The sequence below is a fragment of the Streptosporangium sp. OZ121 genome (assembly GCF_051918885.1).
Classification (GTDB): Bacteria; Actinomycetota; Actinomycetes; order Streptosporangiales; family Streptosporangiaceae; genus Streptosporangium.
Genome location: NZ_JBPXMC010000005.1, coordinates 346508 through 363778 on the forward strand (window position 1 = coordinate 346508; position 17271 = coordinate 363778).

Below are 17271 nucleotides of genomic sequence, written 5' to 3' on the forward strand. Positions count from 1 at the left end.
GGGGTCAGCGGATGCGCGTGCTGGCCTTGATCTTGCGGCCGATCTCCTTGCGGAGCTTGCGGATGTCGGCGTCCGCGTCGGACGTGGCGATCACGCCGAACGTGGCGGTGGCGGTGCCCCGGCGCGAGCCGGCCCAGGCCCGGATCCGCACTGTCGTCGAGTCGCCCTTGTCGAGGGAGGTGATCCAGCAGGACAGGCTGCGGCCCTTGACGGAGCATTTGACGCTGCGTGGCTTGGAGATCACCCGGATCTTGCGGAAGCGTTTCGAGAAGTCCCCGACGAGCGCCACGTAGTGCTGGCCGCGGGCCTTCCTGTTGCGGACCTTGACGGAGTAGACGAGGGATCCGCCCCGGTGGACGTGCTTGGGGAAGGTGATCACGTACCCGAAGTCGGAGGACGCCGCCGCGGCGGGCGCGACCGCGGGTGCGGCGGATGAAGCAGGTGAAGCGGGTAAGGCGGATCCGGCGGCTGTCGCGGGGGTCGGGGAGAGGAGGGTGCCGCCCAGCGCCGCGGCGAGTGCCGCGGCGGTGAGCCTCGTGGCGAGGGGACTCATAAGCGGCATCATGCAATAAATAAGTTGGAATTCCTCTCACATTTCAGGTCAGAGCCGCCTGTCCTGACGACACGTTCCAGGTCGGTGTCTCAGGTCAGGGCCGCGTGGCCCGACGGCACGGTGAACCGGGCGCCGGTCTTGGCGGGGGCGCCGCGCCTGCTGATGTAGTCGAGCGTGCGGAAGTCCGCGCGCAGCTCCTCCTGGGTGACCCTGCAGACGATGTAGCCGCGCCGCTGGTCGAGGTAGGAGATGTGCGGGTTCTCCGCGACCGTCTCGGCGATCCGGCCCTCGTCCCGGTAGCCGTCGCCGTCACTGGCGATCGAGGAGGTGACGAGTTCCACCGCCACGCGGGGCGAGTCGGGGTCGTCGAAGTCGAGCCTCAGATCCGCCGCGTGGTGCATGTGCGCGTCGCCGGTCAGCACGACCGGATTGGCCGCGCCCGAGTCGCGGAAACCGGTCAGCAGGCGGGTGCGCTCGGCGGCGTAGCCGTCCCAGGAGTCCATGTTGACCTCGGTGCCCGGCCCGACCTTGGAGTCACGCTGGGCCATCAGGATCTGCTGGCCGACCAGGTTCCAGTGGGCGTCCGAGCTCGCGAGGCCGTTCAGCAGCCAGCGCCGCTGGTCCTCGCCGAGCAGGGTGCGGCCTGTCGCGAGCCGGTCGTCGCAACCGGACCTGAGCCCGTCCTCGCACGCCTGGTCGTCGCGGAACTGCCGGGTGTCGAGCAGGTGGAAGCGGGCCAGCGGTCCCCAGTCGACCCGGCGGTGGACGCGCATCGACGCCCCGCCGGGCACGCTCGTCCTGCGCAGCGGCATGTTCTCGTAGTACGCCTGGAAGGCGTTGGCCCTGCGCCGGGCGAACGCCGGGGCGCCGGAGCTGGAGACCTCCCCGGCCCAGTTGTTCTCGATCTCGTGGTCGTCGAAGGCCACCAGCCACGGTGCGACCGCGTGTGCCGCCTGCAGGTCGGGGTCGCTCTTGTACTGCGCGTGGCGCATCCGGTAGTCGGCCAGCGTGGCGCACTTGCCCCAGGTGTGCTGCCGGACGCTCCCGCCCAGCGCCGTGTACCCCTGGGGGCCGTACTCGTACATGTAGTCGCCCAGGTGCACGACCAGCTCCGGGTCCTGCTCGGCCAGCCTCCGGTACGCCGTGTAGAAGCCGTGCTCGTAGTGGGCGCAGGCGGCGACGGCGAAGGTCAGCGCGGACGCCGAGGACGCCGAGGACAGGGCGGACACGGCGGACGGGGCCGTACGGGTGCGTCCGGCCGGCGACAGGTGGCCTTCGGCGCGGAAGCGGTAGAAGTACTCCCGGCCGGGCTCCAGCCCGTCGATCTCGACGTGGACGCTGTGCGCCCGCTTCCAGCGCGCGGTCTCGGTGCCCTCGCGGACCACCTTGGAGAACCGCTCGTCGGTGGCGAGCTGCCATTCGACGTCCACGTCCCTGACCGGCATGCCACCCCGGCCGTTCGGGCCGAGCGGGTCGAGGGCGAGCCTGGTCCACAGCACGACACCGTCCTGCGACGGGTCGCCGGAGGCGATGCCGAGGGTGAACGGGTCACGGGCGAGGGTCCGGGAGGGAATCCGGGAGGGGCCGAGCCCCGCCCCGGTCAGCAACAGGCCGCCCGCACCCGCGGCGGCGACGGAAAGGAACACTCTGCGTGACGGCTTCTGCTCCACGCCATCAGTGCAACCGTTCCAGCTTTCCTGGCCGTGACCTGCGAATCAAGGCGAGGTGAACAGCCGCCGCACAGACGAGTGCCTTACCCACGGTGATTGAACAGCGGCCGACCTCCGGGCGACATCACGGCGAAGGACCGGCCTCCCGCCGGTGGCCGCGTGGCAGGGAGACGGGGTCAGCTCAGGTAGGGCTTGAGGTGCGGGGTGAGGGCGCCGCAGCCCAGGTATTTCTCCACGGTGTGGAAGTCGATCCAGTCGAGATCGACCAGGGCCTCCTGGTCCACCCCGGTGAAGCAGGACCTCAGGCCCGGCGGGATCGCCGCGATGTCGTCCTTGTCGGCGATGTTGACCCACCGCCTGACCTTGCGAGGGCGCTCGCCCCAGCCGTTGACCGGGGCGGGCATCAGGCGCTCGAAGATCACGTTGCGCATGCCGAGCGGGCTGCCGAGGGTGATCAGCAGGTCGACCTCCAGGTCGGGGTTGGCCCAGAGCGTCTCGTACGTCACCACACTGCCCAGCGAGTGCGCGATCACCACCTTGGGACGGTTCCGCCTGATCACCTCGGCCACGGCCGCCCGGCACTTCGCGCGCGTCTCACCCCCGGCGGCCAGGTAGGCGGCGACCTCGGGGCAGAAGAACGCGGCGAAGTCGGCGGCGTTGACCTCCAGCCGGTCCAGCAGCCAGCCGGTCATCCGGTGCAGGGCGCCGGTCAGCCCCTCCCCCACCGCGTCGAGCTGCTTGGCCCAGGCGACGAAGACCTCCTGGGCGCCGACGTCCATGCTCCGCACGGCGCGCACGGAGTCGTTCTTGCTCTCGCCCAGCAGGTGGGCGTAGTAGGCGATCTCGGTGACGTAGCGCTCCTTGGCGTGCGGCCTGCCGCCGGTCAGGCCCTTGTGCAGGTAGCGGTCCCACTTGTCGCGCATCGCGAGGGCGGCGCCGCTGACCGAGTTACCCGCGTCGCGGTAGTAGCGGTACTTGCCGATACCGTGCACGCCGACGATCGTGTCCATGCGCCCCCGCCTCCTGCTTCGGATGCCCTGCCATCGCGGATGTCTGACCACATGTGCCTTCGGGCAGATGTGTGCCCCCCGGGCAACTGTGGCGGAAGGGAACCCCGCGCCACAAGGCCGATACGACTGCGGCCACGACTCGAAAATCGTCAATTGACACCAAACTGGGCATAAAACCATTTGATCCACGCTTATGGCTCCTCGGTACCCTGGAGACACGCACACCCCCGTGAGAAGGAAGTCACCGCCATGCCCGGTCCGCTCCAGATCAGCGGCTCGGTCTCGGTCCCCGAGGCCGAGCTCGGCTGGCGGTTCTCCCGCTCCTCCGGCCCCGGCGGCCAGGGGGTCAACACCACCGACAGCCGGGTCGAGCTCAGCTTCGACCTGGCCGCCACCGAGACGCTGGGCCCCGTCTTCAAGGCCCGAGCCCTCGAACGCCTCGGCCCCCGCCTGGTGAACGGGGTGATCACCATCGCCGCCTCGGAGTTCCGCTCCCAGCTGCGCAACCGCGAGGCCGCCGAGATGCGCCTGGCCCAGATCCTGCGCGAGGCGATCGCCCCGCCGCCCAAGAAGCGCCGTCCGACCAAGCCGAGCAGGGGCGCGGTCGAGCGGCGGATCGCCGCCAAGAAGCAGCGTTCGGACCTCAAGCGGCTGCGCAGGGACCACCACTAGAGCCTCGTCTCCCCCTCACCGGGGACCTGTGCCGTACGGAAATCCCGGATCCCCGGACCCGGATGAGGGCCGGGCCACCGGAGCGGTGACACAATGGCCCCATGTCTGCCGTGCCGAGCGTCCGCGCCGTCCTCCTCGACGACGACCAGCTGGTGGTGTTCCGCCGCACGGTTCCCGGCAAGGAGCTCTACTGGTCCATTCCCGGCGGCCACGTCGAGCCCGAGGACGCCTCCCTGGAGCACACCCTGCACCGCGAGGTCATGGAGGAGCTGGGCGCCGTGGTCTCCGGTGTCACCCCGCTGACCACCCTGGAGTGCCTGCGCGACGAGGGGGTCAAGACCCAGCACGTCTACGGCTGCCGCCTGGTCTCGATGGACCCCGCGCTGCGCTGCGGCCCGGAGTTCGACGACCCGGCCCGCGGCGAGTACGAGGTGGTGCGGCTCCCGCTCGACCCGGCCGAGATCTCCGCCGTCAACATCGTCCCCCCGGAGCTCGGCGCCTACCTCGCCGGCGCGGCCACCCGCCTGCCCGGCCTGATCGCCTGACCTCCCGCGCCCGGAGGCTCCGGAGGGATCAGCGCCGCTCGCGGACGTAGAGGCCGAACCACGAGTAGCCGAAGTCCTCGGTGGACTTCAGGGTGAAGTCGCGGTTGGCCATCAGGGCCAGATAGCGCTCGTCGTCCTCCACGAAGTCCCTGCTCTTGTGCTTCCTGCCGCCGGTGACCAGCCAGACGCGCTCGACACCTTCCAGGGCTGCCGTGAACTGCGCGGCGGTCCTCGGCGTGCGCCGGCCGGGAGCGTGGGTGAGGTCGCGCAGGTTCCGGTACGCGTCCTCGTACACGGCGGCGAACAGGCGCCGGTTCTCCCCCACGTAGAGCACGGCGTCGCCGGGGCGCTGCCTGTCCAGCAGCGTGGCCGCCATGGCACGCAGGTTGTCGGGCCGCCTGTCCGGCTCGCGGATCGTCAGGTGCGTCGGGACGGTCAGCGCCGCGACGAGGACCAGCCCGATCCAGCCCAGGGCCCGGGGCCGCACGGCGTTCAGGCCCGCTCCCGCCAGCAGCGCCATCGCGGGGACGGCGAAGAGCACGTATCTCGGGTTGAAGACGGGATGGACGATGGAGATCGCCATGGACACGAACGGCAGCAGCGCCCAGGGCAGCGCGACCGCCGCCAGCCGCCCGCCGGCGAACGTCCCGAGGAGCATGAGGGCGACCAGGAGCAGCGCCACCCCCACGGTGCCCGCCAGCTCCTCGCCGAACCAGGCGACGTCGGTGAGCTTCGACGGCTCCAACCACGACAGCTGCGCCTCGCGCTGACCGGCCGCCAGGAGCGCGAGCGGGGCGATCCCGGCCACGGCCACGGCCAGCGCCCCGGCGAAGCGCACCGCATCGGGCCGGAACGGCGACGGCGATGACGGCGACGGCGCGCGGCGCCACCACAGCACCGTCACCACGTGCGCGAGGACCAGGAGCAGCGCGTAGACGTGGAACCAGCCGAGCAGCACCAGGCAGGCCCCGTAGGCCAGGTACCACCGGCGGCCCGATCGCCGCGTCGCCTCGACCAGCACCCAGGTGGCCAGGACGGCCACCGCCGTCACGATCGCGTAGCTGCGCGCCTCCTGGGCGTACCGGCTCACCATCGGCAGCGCGACGTAGAGCAGTCCGGCGAGAAGGCCCGCTCCCGGGGTGGCGAGCCTCCTGCCCAGGACCGTGATGCCGTACGCGGCGGCGGCCGTGGCGACGACCGAGGGCAGGCGCATGGCCAGCTCGCCGGTCGAGAACGCGGCGACCGGCCGGAGCAGGAGGTAGTAGAGCGCGTGCACCCGGTCGATGCTGTCGAGCAGGTGCCACAGGTCGCCGAGGGGCATCGCGGCGGCCAGCGCGCTGACCGACTCGTCGCGCCAGAACGAGGGCGTGGTGATGCCCCAGAGCCCGATCAGCATCGCCGCCGCCGCCGGTATCGCCTCCGGCAGGCGGGACCGCTCACGGGGCCGGACCCGGCCCTTTTCCGCAACACCCATCACATCGCGCTATTTCACACCATGAACGCGACCGACGCGACGGTCCGGCGCGGCGTCAGCGCCACCGGCCCGATCTCACCGCGCCGACCAGAACGGGTCCCGGCCGATGAAACCCAGCAGCCTGGTCTGGACGTCCGCGTCGCCGGGCACCTCGACGCGGGCGCCGTACTGGCCGGAGGAGCGGATGGCCTGCTCCATCTGCTCCATCTCGCCGAGGAGCCGGGCGCAGAGATCGAGGTCCAGCCGGTCGTCCTGGCCGGTGGCCCGGGAAAGATCCCAGGTGTGCATGAACACGTCGGCGGTGTAGAACCGGTCGATCGCGCTCTCCAGAGGCAGGCGGCCGATGTGCCGGTCGGCGAGCTCCCGGTGCGCCGTCTCCGGATCGTCCAGCACCGCCTGCACGCCGTCGCAGTGAACCTGCCACGCGAGGACCGGGTTCTCGTCCACCGACGGTCCGCGGGGCAGGTCGACGCCGGCACCGGAGGCGAGAAACCCGGGGAACCATCCGGTCAGGTGCCGCACGACGTCGCGAGCGGTCCAGCCGTCGACCGGGGACGGCGCGTCCCAGGACTTGGTACCGCGGACCCGGTCCGTGAACAGCCCGGCGACCTGCCGGTGCCGCTCCGCCGGGCGGTCAGACAGCGCCATCGACGGCCATCCTCTCCAGCTTCGCGTACCCTTCCTCGACACCGACCTCCATGCCGGAGCGCAGCCACGCGTCGCGGCCCTCGAAGCTGTCGACCAGCGACTGTGTCCGCAGCCGCGTGCGGCCGTCGCCCAGGTCCTCCAGCCACAACGTCGTCAGCATGACTCCGTCGGGGTCGCCCTCGAACGTGAAGGTCTGCACGATACGGTCCGGCCGCACCTCGTGGAAGCAGCCGTGGAACCCGTACTCCGCGCCGCCGTGCGTCGAGACGTACCGCCAGCTGCCGCCGGTGGAGGCGTCCCAGTGCTCGATCCGGACGGCCGTGGCGTCGGGCCCCACCCACTGGGCGAACGCCACGGGATCGGTGTGGGCGCGGAAGAGCTGCCCGGGTGTCGCCACGAAGTCACGCGTCATCCGGATGACCGGCAGCCTCGGATCGGCTTCGATGACCGTCTGTGCGGTCCTGTTCATGCTCGTCTCCCCTCATCGCCTCCAGGACGGCGTCAAGGCGGCGGTAGCGCCGCTCGGCGCGGGCCCGGTAGCGCTCGATCCAGGTGTCCATCAGGTCGAAGACCTGGGCCTCCAGGTGCACCGACCGGGGCTGCGGCCCCCGCGGCCGGCTGACGAGCCCGGCGTCCTCGAGCACCCGCAGGTGCTTGTAGACGGCCTGCAGCGTCATCCGGTACGGCTCGGCCAGCTGGCTCACGGTCGCGTCGCCCTCCGAGAGCCGGGCCACCATGTCGCGCCGGGTCGGATCCGCGAGGGCGGCGAAGACCTGGGACAGCGCGTCCGTGGTCATTGATCCTCCCCCTTTCAACCCAATGGTTGAAAGAACGGTAGTCCGGAGATCACCCCTTCGTCAACCTCCCGGTTGAAAGTGCTGCTCACCGCCGCATGCCGGGCGCGCACAGCTGGATATCACCTGGTAAGGACGGCCGGATGCTGACACGATCCTCTCCATGACAGCGAATCCGAGGATCGAGATCGTCACGCACGACCCGACGGACGGGGTGTACGCCAGCACCGACGACTATGTGCACGCGATGGAGGTCCGCAACGCGCAACGGCTGCTGTTCGTCTCCGGAACGATGGGGCTGGATCCCGCGGGTGCCGCCGGAGCCACGCTCGACGAACAGCTCGACCTCGTCTGGGCCAACCTGCGCGCCATCCTGGCCTCGGCCGGCATGACCGTGGACAACATCGTCCGGCTCACCAGCTATCTGCGCGACGCCTCCTACGCCGAGGCGAACGCGGCGGCCCGGGTGAGGGCGCTGAACGGTCGTGTCGTTCCCACCACCGCGATCGTCGCGCAGACGCTCGTCAGCGAATGGCTGGTGGAGATCGAGGTGACGGCCGCGGGCTGACCCGGGCGCGGTACGGCCGCCGACGCCCTCGGCCCGCCGATCGCGCTCATGGTCACCACCGCTCACCCGCGAGACCCCCGGCCTGGTGAGGCGCCGGAAACCACGGCCAGACGGAACTCGCGGGATCGAACACCCGCTAGGCGCGGCGATCCTCCATCTCCCACAGGTGGTCGACGACGTGCCAGGCGATCCGGCGGGCGGCGTAGCGGGCGGGCCAGCCGCCGGGGACCGGCGGACCGCCGTCGGAGGGCCGGACAGCACCTCGGCGAGCCCGGCCCGCTCCACGACCACCCGGTAGCGCGGCGCGTACGTCATCAGCGCGTCGAGCGCCGCCTCCTCGGATCCGCCGATCCGGCACCATCCCGGCCACTCCACCGAGCAGGCGAAGACCTTCTTCGGGCCGATCTCCAGGTAAACAGGTAAACACGCGTCATGGGCGACAGCATGGCACCCGTACCTGACAGCCCACGGCAGGAATGTCCCCGGGAGAACCGGGAACGTCCCGCCGGGGACTTCGAGCGGCGCTTCCGGCCGGGCGGGACCCGCCCTAGTCGATCAGGTCGATCAGGTCGGCGACCGAGTCGACCACCATGGAGGGGCGGAACGGGTAGCGGTCGACCTGGTCCCTGCTGACGACCCCGCTGAGCACCAGGATCGTGTGCAGCCCGGCCTCCATGCCGGAGACGATGTCGGTGTCCATCCGGTCACCGATCATCGCGGTGCTCTCGCTGTGGCCGTCGATGGCCCGCAGCGCGCTGCGCATCATCATCGGGTTGGGCTTGCCCACGAAGTAGGGCTCCACCCCGGTCGCCTTGGTGATCATCGCGGCGACCGCGCCGCAGGCGGGCAGCGACCCCTCGTTCGACGGGCCGACCGGGTCGGGGTTGGTGGCGATGAACCGGGCACCGCCCTCGATGAGCCGGATCGCCCGGGTGATCTGGGTGAAGCTGTACGTGCGGGTCTCGCCGAGGACCACGTAGTCGGGGGCGATGTCGGTCAGGACGTAGCCGATCTCGTGCAGGGCGGTGGTCAGCCCCGCCTCCCCCACCACGTACGCCGAGCCGCCGGGGCGCTGGCCGTCCAGGAACCTGGCGGTGGCCAGCGCGGAGGTCCAGATCGACTCCGGCGGGATCTCCAGTCCGGCCGCGCGCAGCCGTACGGCCAGGTCGCGCGGGGTGTATATCGAGTTGTTGGTCAGCACCAGGAACCGCTTGCCCGACTCGCGCAGGCGGCGGATGAACTCGTCGGCACCGGGCACCGGGTGTCCCTCGTGGACGAGGACCCCGTCCATGTCCGACAGCCAGCACTCGATCGGCTTGCGCTCGTCCACCGTTCTCCTCTGTTCCCGCCGGGTACGTACCAGAACAAGGATGGCAGGACCGGTCCGGTCACGTGCCATCAGACCCGTACATCCACGGGGAAGGCCGGTCACGCGGGACCTCCGGCGCACCGCACGACCCGCCGGGCTCCGTTCGCCGCCCGGCTCCCGGTACGCCGGGAACCGCATGCCGATCAGGGCGCGAGCGCCTCCAGCGCCGCCTCCGCCCTGCGCATCGACTCCCCGGGGTCGGCGTCGGGCGATCCGATCTCCGGGTCGAAGTTGAGGTCGTGGAAGACGTCGGTGACACCCCTGGCCGCGAGCTCGCCGACGTCACGCCGGATCTCCTCGAACGAACCGGTCAGCGGTTCGCGCCCGGCCACTCCCGGGGAGCGGACCCGGGTGACGCCCCGGGTGACGAAGCGCAGCGCCTCGGGGTCGCGCCCGGCGGCACGAGCCGCCTCCTTGACGACGGAGATCTTCTCGCCGATGCCGTCGAGGTCCTCGCGGCTCGAACTGATCCAGCCGTCCGCCAGCCGCCCCGCGCGTCTGAGCGCCACCTCGGCGGAACCGCCCAGCAGGATCGGCGGCACGACGGGCGGTCTGGGATCCTGCTGCACCGGGGGCAGCTCGTAGAACTCGCCCTCGTGCTCCACGGTCTCCTCCGTCCACAGGCGCCGCAGCAGCGGGACGTACTCCTCCGCACGCCGCCCGCGCCGCTCGAACGACACCCCTGAGGCGGCGAACTCCTCGGGCAGCCACCCCAGGCCGAGACCCGCGTCCAGCCGCCCGCCGGAGACCGCCTGCAGGCTCGCGAGCTGCTTGGCCATCAGCGCGGGCGAGACGAACGGCATGTTGAGCACCGCCACCCCCAGCCGGACGCGGCTCGTCAGGCCCGCCAGGTAGGCGAGCGTGACCACCGGGTCGTGCACGCTGCGGTAGGTCGGGCCCATGGCGTGGCCCCGCGGGTGGAGCAGGCGCTGGAAGGTCCACAGCTCGTGGTAGCCGAGTTCCTCGGCGCCCCGGGCGACCCGCGCCATGTTCTCCGGCGTCGCCCAGGACCCCGACACCGGCACCGCGAAACCGATCCTCATACCTCGCACTTTAGGCCGCCGGTCGGCGGGAAGGGTGACCGGTGGTTCACTTGCCGGATGGACAGCGAGGACCTGATCGACGAACTGCGCCGGATCGGCGCCCGATACGGCGGCGCGCCCGGCACGGTGCTGCCGACCAGGCCGGACGTGATCATCGTGCGGGCCGGTTCCGTCGTGGTCAAGGCGCACGCGCCGGGGGCGGAGCGGGAACCGCTGGTGGAGCGGATGCGGGCCACCGCGCACCCGGCCCTGCGCGGGATCATGCTCGAACCGGTGACCGAGGAGGTCATGACCGCCGGGGATCGGCTGGTCACCGTCTGGCCGGCCGGGACGCCGGTGGACCACGCGGATCCGGACGCGGCGCCCTGGGAGGCGGCCGGGCGGCTGCTCGCGCGGCTGCACGCCGTACCGGTGCGGGCGCTGCCCCCGCTGCGGGCCGCGGGGGGACCGGCGCGGGTGGCCTCGACCGTCGCCCGCCTGGGTGACCGCTCCGCCGCCGAACTGGCGGTGCGCCGGGCCTTCACCTGCCTGCCCGCCCCCTCCGCACCCGGAACGAACCCGCCCGGCACGGCTCCCGGCGGCTCCTCCGGTGCCGCTCCCGGCGGCCTGACCCACGGCGACTGGCACATGGGCCAGATGGTCCGCGCGCCGGACGAGTGGATCCTCATCGACATCGACGACCTGGGCGTCGGCGACCAGGCCTGGGACCTGTCCAGGCCCGCCGCCTGGTTCGCGGCCGGACTGCTGGAGCCCGAGGTGTGGCACCGCTTCCTGGGCGCCTACCGCGCCGCGGGCGGGGTCGCCGTCCCGCCGGACGGCGATCCGTGGGGACGGCTGGAGGTCCCGGCGCAGGCGATGACCGTGCAGCTCGCGGCGGCGGCGGTGGCCGCCGCGGGGCGGGAGGGGCGTCCGCTGGACGAGGTGGAGGAGGTCCTGGTCGAGTCCTGCCTGAGGATTGTCCGGCATCGAAGCGCCTGCCATAGTGTGCCCACGCAGTAGGTTGTGGTTACTCGGTTACCACGCCAGAACAAGGAGACCAGCCAGATGCAGTGTCCCAAGTGTCGGGGCGCCATGCGCACCTATGAGCGCAACGGCGTTCACATCGACCAGTGTGAGAGCTGTCGCGGAATCTTCCTGGACTACGGCGAGCTCGAGACGCTGACCCGCATGGAGAGCCAGTGGTCGCAGCAGTCCCACGCAGCTCCGCCGCCGCCGCCCCCGCCGCCCGTGCACGGCACTCCCGGCTACGGCGCTCCCGCCTGGGGTGCACAGCACCACGGCGGCCACTACGGCCACCACCGCCAGCGCAGCTGGGTCGGGATGCTCTTCTCGACCTGATCGGCCGAGGTGACACCGGGACCGCGACCTCGTCACGAGGTCGCGGTCTTCGCGTTCCCGGCGCCTTCGGGAAGGGTGGCGCGTCAGGTGGGGAAGTCGCCCGGCTTGACCTTCTTGGGCTTCACGGTGCCGCCGGTCACGGCGTGCAGGGTGATCGTCCAATCGGTCCAGCGGATCTGGGTCGCGGTGTGGACGGTCCTGAACCGTACGGACTTGCCGAACTGCTCGAAGGCGCACGAGCGGGTGAAGGTGCGCGCCTTCGCGTCCCAGTCCTGGCCGAGGGTGTAGTAGATCTTGTAGCTGCCGTCCCGCACACCCCGGATCTTGAAGTTCGACTTCCTGCGGACATAAACGGTGACGGCCTTCTTCTTGCCGCGCACCAGGACGACGACGGCGTCCTGCTTGGTGCCGTTGCGCAGTTCGAGGTAGGCGCGGCCCGTCCGCCCCTCGGAGGCGATGAACCTGCCGTTGGACAGCCGGCGGTCGCGCTTCTTGGCCGCCTTGACCGGGATGACGCTCGCCGGATACCCGCTCAGCGTCTTGGCGACGTCTTCCACGTCGGACAGCTGGTCCGCCTCGGCCATGCCGGTCAGCACGGCCGGGCCGGTGCACACCCGCTGCTCCTCGGCGTCCTGGCGGGCGGTGTCGAAAGAGGTCCGCAGCCGTCCCAGAGCCTCGACGTAGCTGTCGTGCTGGGCCTTCACCTCCGCGGGAGGCGCCAGCGCGGACAGCCGGGTCACCGCGCCCTCCACCGCGCCGGAGGTCTTCTGCAGCTGCTTGCCGAGGGTCTTCAGCCCGCCGGTCGCGGCCAGCTTCTTCACCGCGTCGCGCACCGGGCCGCGCGCCTCCTCCAGCTCGGCCCGGTACTCGTCGGGCGTCAGCGTCACAGCGGCGGGCGGGCCGGTGGGAGATGAGGAGATCCGGCCACCGGATCCCTGTCCCGTTCCCACCGTGCCGCCCGCGGTGGCCGGGCCGACCACGGGGTCGCCCGGAGACGGGGTGCAGGCGGTGAGGGCCACCAGGGTGACCACGGCACAGGCGAGCAATCGGGGGGTAGTCACCCGCACAACTATCGCCGGATCGATCACTGGGCGTCAAACAGCACCCGGGAATCGGCAATCTCTGACAGCGCCCCCTCCCGATCCGCGGACAGCCACCGGGTGATGCCGATCGACCCCAGGAACGGCAGGTCGTGGCTGACGACGACGAGCGCGCCCCGGTAGGCCTCCAGGGCCTGGGCGAGTTGCCGGACGCTGGCCATGTCCAGGTTGTTGGTCGGCTCGTCCAGCAGCAGGAGTTGTGGCGGCGGCTCCGCCGACAGCAGCGCGGCGAGCACCGCGCGGAACCGCTCACCGCCCGACAGGGTGCCCGCCGCCCGGTCGGCGCGGGCGCCGCGGAACAGGAACCTGGCGAGCCTGGCCCTGATCTCGTTGACCGGGACCGACGGCGCGAAGCGGCGGACGTTGCCGACCACGCTGAGCGCGTCGTCCAGCAGGTCGAGCCGCTGCGGCAGGTACCGCACGCCGGGCACGGACACCGTGACCGAGCCCTCGGCCGGTTCGAGCTCCCCGACGACGGTACGCAGGAACGTGGTCTTGCCCGAGCCGTTCGGGCCGACCAGGGCGATCCGCTCGGGTCCCCTGACCACGAGGTCCGTGGGCGCCGCCCCGCCCACCGTGCGCAGGCCGTCGGCGATCAGCACGGTCCGCCCGGCGGGGACGGCCGTCCCCGGCAGCTCGACGCGGATCACGGCGTCGTCGCGGACGGCGTCCTCGGCCTCGGAGAGCCGCTCGCGGGCCTCGGCGAGCTTGCCCGCGTGGATGCCGCGGTGCTTGCCGGCCGCCACCTGGGCCTGCCGCCTGCGCGCCTGCATGATGATCTTCGGCTCGCGTTTCCGCTCGTACATCGTGTTGCCGTAGCGCACCCGGCGGGCCAGCTTGACCTGGGCCTCCTCCCACTCGCGTTGCTGGCGGCGCACGTCGGCACCGGCGACCCTGACCATCCGCTCCGCGACCTCCCGCTCGGCGGCGAGCGTCTCCTCGTAGCCGGAGAGGTTCCCCCCGTACATCCGCACGGTGCCGCCGGTGAGGTCGGCCACGTTGTCCACCAGCTCCAGCAGGGTCCGGTCGTGGCTGACGACCACCAGCACCCCCGGCCACGACTCCACCGCGGCGTAGAGCCTGCGCCGGGCGTCGAGATCGAGGTTGTTGGTCGGCTCGTCCAGCAGCAGGACGTCGGGCCCGCGCAGGAAGAGCGCCGCCAGCCCGACCATGACGACCTCGCCGCCCGACAGCGTCGCCACCGTACGGTCGAGGCCGACGTGTGCCAGGCCGAGCCGGTCGAGTTCGGCGCGGGCGCGCTCCTCGACGTCCCAGTCGTCGCCGACGGCGGCGAAGTTCTCCTCGGAGACCTCGCCGCGCTCGATGGCGAGCAGCGCGGCCCTGCGCTCGGCGACGCCCAGCAGCCGCTCGACGCTGCGGCCGGTGTCGAGCGGCAGGCCCTGCGGCAGGTAGCCCACCTGCCCGGCGACGCCGACCGAGCCGGAAAGGGGGGTGAGCTCCCCCGCGATGAGCCTGAGCAGGGTCGACTTGCCCGAGCCGTTGACGCCGATCAGACCGGTGCGCCCGGCGGGAAAGGCGGCGTCGAGGTCGTGGAGGACGACGGTGCCGTCCGGCCAGGCGAACGACAGGCCGTCGACGACTATCGAAGAAGACATGGGGCGGCTCCCACAAGGTGTCGAGATGGAACAGGACACGGGGACACCGCGGGCGCGCACGCGCTCAGCAGGGATTCACCGGGGAAGCGTCATCACGACGATGACGAGATCCGCCGAGGTCAGACGCGCGCCGGGCCGAAAGGACGGCTCGGGGGCGCGGTGTCCGGACCTCAGAACTTCAACGGACTCTCCCACGGACGGTGACGATGCGGTTGAAAACCTACCCGACGCGCCGCGGGCCGCGTCAAACCTTTTTCCGCGCCCCGCTCCCGGGGCCGGTGCGCGCGGTCACCCCGCGACGGCGGACCCGCCGATGGCGGCGCGGTCACGGCCGGCCATGACCGGCCATGGCCGGGACGCCGTCCGGAGCTCAGCCGGCCGGCCGGATCACGAGGAGCGACCGCGGGCGCTTGGTGAACTCCACCTCGCCCGTGACCGTGAATGTCTCGCCGTCGCGTGCCAGCCGCAGCCTTCCCGAGGGCGCGGAGACGCGCAGCGTGTCGGCCTGCCACTGCTGGTAGTGGCGTGACAGCTTCACCCGTCCCGCCAGGAGGCTGAGGAACACCCGCAGCCGGGGCAGCCGGTCGGCGGCGGCGAGCACGCGGATGTCCAGCAGGCCGTCCTCCAGGCGCTGCCGTCTGGAGGGGGCTCCGCCGCGCGCCTCGTAGCGGCAGTTGCCCACGAACACCATCCAGACGCGCCGGGGCACCCCGTCCACGACGAGATCCACGGGTTGCGCGCCCCCCGGGCCGAGCACCTCGGCCATGGCCCAGAACAGCGCGGGCCACTTGCCGATCCGGCCCTGCCGCCGCTCCCTGCGCTCCACCAGCGCCGGGTAGACGCCCACGCTGGCGGTGTTGACGAACGTCCGGCCCGCGACCTCGCCGACGTCGACGGCCACGAGGTCGCCGCTGTGGTAGGCCGTCACGGCCTCCTCGGGGGTCTCCACCCCGAGCGCGCGGGCGAACCTGCCGTGGGCGCTCGCGGGAACGACAAGCAGCGGGGTCGCCCCGCCCGCCGTCTCCTGGGCCGCCAGGTTGACCACGGTGTCTCCCCCGGCGACCGCGAGCACCTTGGCCCGCGAGGCGGCGTCCCGCACGGCGGCCCCGAGGTCGGCGCCCGGCTCCACCTCGACGACCTCGGCCCGGGGGAGGGCCTCGCGCAGCGCCTCGGCCGTTCCCGCGACGGCGTCGGCGGAGCCGTCGACCACGGCGACCGTCCCCTCGCCCTCCGGGTCGAGCCGCGCGGACGGCGCCGTGAGGGCGGCGCGCGCCTGCCCCGCCTCGCCGGCGTCGGGCCAGATGCGACGGGTGATCAGCCCCGCCGCCACGCCGATCCCGGCTCCGGCCAGCACGTCGCCGGGATAGTGCACGCCGGTGTAGACGCGGGAGAAGCAGACGGCCGCCGCGAGGAGCGCGACGGGGACCGCGACCACGCGGGGCGCCTCCAGCGCCACGGCCGCGGCGAAGGCGCCGGCCGTGGCGGAGTGGCCCGAGGGGAACGACGCCGACACGGGCATCTTGATCAGCCGGGCGAGCGGGAGCCCCTCGGCCGACGGCCTGTTCCTGCGGAAGGCCTGCTTGCCGACCAGGTTGACCAGCGGGCTGGCGAGACTGACCGCGAGCAGCCCCCTGGTCGCGGCCCGGCGCAGCGGCCGCCGCCCGCTGACCGCCAGCGCCCCCGCCACCCCGGCCCACAGGAGCGAGTTGTCGGCCGCGCGCGACAGCGCGGGCACGACGCGTTCGAGACCGGGCAACCTGGCGCCCGCCACCATGGCGAACACCCGCCGGTCCAGCCTGCTCAGCCGCGAGCCCAACCGCATGCGCCGCACCTTCCTGCGATGAAGAACAGCAATGACGAACAGCAACGACCAACTGCCACGACGAACCGCTCACGACGAACGAAAGGACAGCCATTCGATTCTGCCGCGTGCCTCCGTGCCCGGGGCGTTTCCGCCGCTCCCATACTTCTCGAGGGAATGGCGCGGACGACACCGGCGACAGCGACGGCGGCGACGGCGGCCTCGCTACTCGTCGGCGGCGCCGCCCGTCGGGGAGGAGATCACCGGCTTGTGGCCCCTGGCGGCGAGTTCGGCCTCGACCGCGGCGCAGACGGTCTCCGCGACCGTGACGCGGGCCAGGCGCTTGTCGTCGCCGGGGACCACGTGCCAGGGCGCCTTCGGGTGGTCGGTGCGGGCGAGCATCTCCTCCACCGCGACCTCGTACTGCGGGCGCTTCTCGCGGTTGCGCCAGTCCTCGTCGGTGAGCTTCCACGCCCGCAGCGGGTCGCCGGCCCGATCCCGGAAGCGCCTGAGCTGCTCCTCCTCGGAGACGTGCATCCAGAACTTGACCATGATCATGCCTTCGGCGGCGAGGGTCCGCTCGAACTCCACGATCTCCCCGTACGCGCGGGACCACTGTTCCTCGGTGGCGAAGCCCTCGACCCGCTCCACCAGCACCCGGCCGTACCAGGAGCGGTCGAGCACGGCCATCCCGCCCCAGCCGGGCAGGACCGGCCAGAACCGCCACAGGAAGTGGTGGCGCTTCTCGTCGTAGGTCGGCGCGGCGAACTGGGCGACGCGGACGTGGCGCGGGTCCAGCGGGCGCACCAGCCGCTTGATCGCCCCTCCCTTGCCCGAGGCGTCCCAGCCCTCGAAGACCACGCACAGCGGCGGGCCGATGCGCTGCTCGCCGACCTGGCCGCCGAGCGTGAGCCGCAGGCGGAGCAGGCGATCAAGGGCGGCGTCGAGGCGCTCGGAGGCGTCCTTCTTGGTGAGCTTCTGTGACAGGTCGACCTCAGACAGGCGGTTCATGCCGACAAGCCTCGCATGTCCCGGCCCGCGAGCGGTCCAGGCGAACGGTCCGGGCGGGT

At 72.0% G+C, this 17271-nt stretch carries 18 protein-coding genes; 5 read left to right on the forward strand and 13 right to left on the reverse strand.

The genetic code is table 11. The features are described from left to right. Window positions 1-4: 4 nt before the first annotated feature. From ACTOQ1_RS13670 to ACTOQ1_RS13680, 3 genes are all read right to left on the reverse strand, one after another. The gene (locus tag ACTOQ1_RS13670) at window positions 5-553 is read right to left on the reverse strand and encodes a hypothetical protein (protein ID WP_440067104.1); all 549 of its coding nucleotides are present in this window, start codon (window positions 551-553) and stop codon (window positions 5-7) included. A gap of 89 nt (window positions 554-642) precedes the next feature. Next, a complete protein-coding gene (locus ACTOQ1_RS13675) occupies window positions 643-2199 on the reverse strand; it encodes an alkaline phosphatase D family protein (protein WP_440067106.1) in 1557 nt (518 codons plus the stop codon). A gap of 200 nt (window positions 2200-2399) precedes the next feature. Beyond that, on the reverse strand, window positions 2400-3233 hold the full coding sequence (locus ACTOQ1_RS13680; protein WP_440067107.1) for a hypothetical protein: 834 nt from the start codon (window positions 3231-3233) through the stop codon (window positions 2400-2402). Between the two features lie 249 nt (window positions 3234-3482). Here ACTOQ1_RS13680 and arfB point away from each other — a divergent pair, with 249 nt between their 5' ends. Further along, a complete protein-coding gene (gene arfB / locus ACTOQ1_RS13685; RefSeq protein ID WP_362683289.1) occupies window positions 3483-3905 on the forward strand; it encodes an alternative ribosome rescue aminoacyl-tRNA hydrolase ArfB in 423 nt (140 codons plus the stop codon). Between the two features lie 101 nt (window positions 3906-4006). After that, a complete protein-coding gene (locus tag ACTOQ1_RS13690) occupies window positions 4007-4450 on the forward strand; it encodes an NUDIX hydrolase (RefSeq protein ID WP_440067108.1) in 444 nt (147 codons plus the stop codon). 28 nt (window positions 4451-4478) lie between these two features. Here ACTOQ1_RS13690 and ACTOQ1_RS13695 read toward each other — a convergent pair whose 3' ends face one another. The 4 genes from ACTOQ1_RS13695 to ACTOQ1_RS13710 form a co-directional block, all read right to left on the reverse strand. Further along, window positions 4479-5924, reverse strand: coding sequence for a glycosyltransferase family 39 protein (locus ACTOQ1_RS13695; protein WP_440067110.1), 1446 nt, complete (start codon window positions 5922-5924; stop codon window positions 4479-4481). A 75-nt stretch (window positions 5925-5999) separates the two neighbouring features. After that, entirely contained in the window at window positions 6000-6572 is a 573-nt protein-coding gene (locus tag ACTOQ1_RS13700) for a TIGR03086 family metal-binding protein (RefSeq protein ID WP_440067112.1), read from the reverse strand. Beyond that, window positions 6559-7041: an SRPBCC domain-containing protein gene (locus ACTOQ1_RS13705; RefSeq protein WP_440067114.1), complete on the reverse strand. Its 483-nt coding sequence runs from the start codon at window positions 7039-7041 to the stop codon at window positions 6559-6561. Before ACTOQ1_RS13705 ends, ACTOQ1_RS13700 begins: the two co-directional genes overlap by 14 nt. Next, window positions 6974-7369 carry an ArsR/SmtB family transcription factor gene (locus tag ACTOQ1_RS13710; protein ID WP_440067115.1) on the reverse strand — a complete coding sequence of 132 codons (396 nt, stop codon included), beginning with the start codon at window positions 7367-7369 and terminating at the stop codon, window positions 6974-6976. The genes ACTOQ1_RS13705 and ACTOQ1_RS13710 overlap by 68 nt, the downstream gene beginning before the upstream one ends. A gap of 160 nt (window positions 7370-7529) precedes the next feature. On the opposite strand from ACTOQ1_RS13710, the gene ACTOQ1_RS13715 reads away from it, so the two are divergent. Then, a complete protein-coding gene (locus tag ACTOQ1_RS13715) occupies window positions 7530-7934 on the forward strand; it encodes a RidA family protein (RefSeq protein WP_440067117.1) in 405 nt (134 codons plus the stop codon). A 547-nt stretch (window positions 7935-8481) separates the two neighbouring features. On the opposite strand, the gene ACTOQ1_RS13720 is transcribed toward ACTOQ1_RS13715, so the two are convergent. After that, the gene (locus tag ACTOQ1_RS13720; RefSeq protein WP_362843538.1) at window positions 8482-9264 is read right to left on the reverse strand and encodes an HAD-IIA family hydrolase; all 783 of its coding nucleotides are present in this window, start codon (window positions 9262-9264) and stop codon (window positions 8482-8484) included. A 182-nt stretch (window positions 9265-9446) separates the two neighbouring features. Next, entirely contained in the window at window positions 9447-10346 is a 900-nt protein-coding gene (locus tag ACTOQ1_RS13725; RefSeq protein WP_440067119.1) for a TIGR03619 family F420-dependent LLM class oxidoreductase, read from the reverse strand. 57 nt (window positions 10347-10403) lie between these two features. Here ACTOQ1_RS13725 and ACTOQ1_RS13730 point away from each other — a divergent pair, with 57 nt between their 5' ends. Then, window positions 10404-11345 carry a phosphotransferase family protein gene (locus tag ACTOQ1_RS13730; protein ID WP_440067121.1) on the forward strand — a complete coding sequence of 314 codons (942 nt, stop codon included), beginning with the start codon at window positions 10404-10406 and terminating at the stop codon, window positions 11343-11345. 45 nt (window positions 11346-11390) lie between these two features. After that, the gene (locus tag ACTOQ1_RS13735) at window positions 11391-11684 is read left to right on the forward strand and encodes a zf-TFIIB domain-containing protein (protein WP_440067123.1); all 294 of its coding nucleotides are present in this window, start codon (window positions 11391-11393) and stop codon (window positions 11682-11684) included. An 83-nt stretch (window positions 11685-11767) separates the two neighbouring features. Here ACTOQ1_RS13735 and ACTOQ1_RS13740 read toward each other — a convergent pair whose 3' ends face one another. The 4 genes from ACTOQ1_RS13740 to ACTOQ1_RS13755 form a co-directional block, all read right to left on the reverse strand. Beyond that, window positions 11768-12745, reverse strand: coding sequence for a hypothetical protein (locus tag ACTOQ1_RS13740; RefSeq protein ID WP_440067125.1), 978 nt, complete (start codon window positions 12743-12745; stop codon window positions 11768-11770). A gap of 23 nt (window positions 12746-12768) precedes the next feature. Then, window positions 12769-14400, reverse strand: a complete 1632-nt coding sequence (locus ACTOQ1_RS13745; RefSeq protein WP_440067126.1) for an ABC-F family ATP-binding cassette domain-containing protein — start codon at window positions 14398-14400, stop codon at window positions 12769-12771. Between the two features lie 370 nt (window positions 14401-14770). Further along, a complete protein-coding gene (locus ACTOQ1_RS13750; protein WP_440067128.1) occupies window positions 14771-16222 on the reverse strand; it encodes a bifunctional phosphatase PAP2/diacylglycerol kinase family protein in 1452 nt (483 codons plus the stop codon). Between the two features lie 204 nt (window positions 16223-16426). After that, window positions 16427-17212, reverse strand: a complete 786-nt coding sequence (locus tag ACTOQ1_RS13755) for a polyphosphate kinase 2 family protein (protein ID WP_440067130.1) — start codon at window positions 17210-17212, stop codon at window positions 16427-16429. Between the last annotated feature and the right edge of the window lie 59 nt (window positions 17213-17271).

What these genes read in the sequence shown, in the direction of transcription:
- ACTOQ1_RS13690 (WP_440067108.1), top strand. Translation starts at nt 4,007, where the DNA reads ATGTCTGCCGTGCCGAGCGTCCGCGCCGTCCTCCTCGACGACGACCAG.
- ACTOQ1_RS13680 (WP_440067107.1), bottom strand. Translation starts at nt 3,233, where the DNA reads ATGGACACGATCGTCGGCGTGCACGGTATCGGCAAGTACCGCTACTAC.
- ACTOQ1_RS13715 (WP_440067117.1), top strand. Translation starts at nt 7,530, where the DNA reads ATGACAGCGAATCCGAGGATCGAGATCGTCACGCACGACCCGACGGAC.
- ACTOQ1_RS13745 (WP_440067126.1), bottom strand. Translation starts at nt 14,400, where the DNA reads ATGTCTTCTTCGATAGTCGTCGACGGCCTGTCGTTCGCCTGGCCGGAC.
- ACTOQ1_RS13755 (WP_440067130.1), bottom strand. Translation starts at nt 17,212, where the DNA reads ATGAACCGCCTGTCTGAGGTCGACCTGTCACAGAAGCTCACCAAGAAG.
- ACTOQ1_RS13700 (WP_440067112.1), bottom strand. Translation starts at nt 6,572, where the DNA reads ATGGCGCTGTCTGACCGCCCGGCGGAGCGGCACCGGCAGGTCGCCGGG.
- ACTOQ1_RS13670 (WP_440067104.1), bottom strand. Translation starts at nt 553, where the DNA reads ATGAGTCCCCTCGCCACGAGGCTCACCGCCGCGGCACTCGCCGCGGCG.
- ACTOQ1_RS13725 (WP_440067119.1), bottom strand. Translation starts at nt 10,346, where the DNA reads ATGAGGATCGGTTTCGCGGTGCCGGTGTCGGGGTCCTGGGCGACGCCG.
- ACTOQ1_RS13705 (WP_440067114.1), bottom strand. Translation starts at nt 7,041, where the DNA reads ATGAACAGGACCGCACAGACGGTCATCGAAGCCGATCCGAGGCTGCCG.
- ACTOQ1_RS13695 (WP_440067110.1), bottom strand. Translation starts at nt 5,924, where the DNA reads ATGGGTGTTGCGGAAAAGGGCCGGGTCCGGCCCCGTGAGCGGTCCCGC.
- ACTOQ1_RS13735 (WP_440067123.1), top strand. Translation starts at nt 11,391, where the DNA reads ATGCAGTGTCCCAAGTGTCGGGGCGCCATGCGCACCTATGAGCGCAAC.
- ACTOQ1_RS13710 (WP_440067115.1), bottom strand. Translation starts at nt 7,369, where the DNA reads ATGACCACGGACGCGCTGTCCCAGGTCTTCGCCGCCCTCGCGGATCCG.
- ACTOQ1_RS13750 (WP_440067128.1), bottom strand. Translation starts at nt 16,222, where the DNA reads ATGCGGTTGGGCTCGCGGCTGAGCAGGCTGGACCGGCGGGTGTTCGCC.
- arfB (WP_362683289.1), top strand. Translation starts at nt 3,483, where the DNA reads ATGCCCGGTCCGCTCCAGATCAGCGGCTCGGTCTCGGTCCCCGAGGCC.
- ACTOQ1_RS13730 (WP_440067121.1), top strand. Translation starts at nt 10,404, where the DNA reads ATGGACAGCGAGGACCTGATCGACGAACTGCGCCGGATCGGCGCCCGA.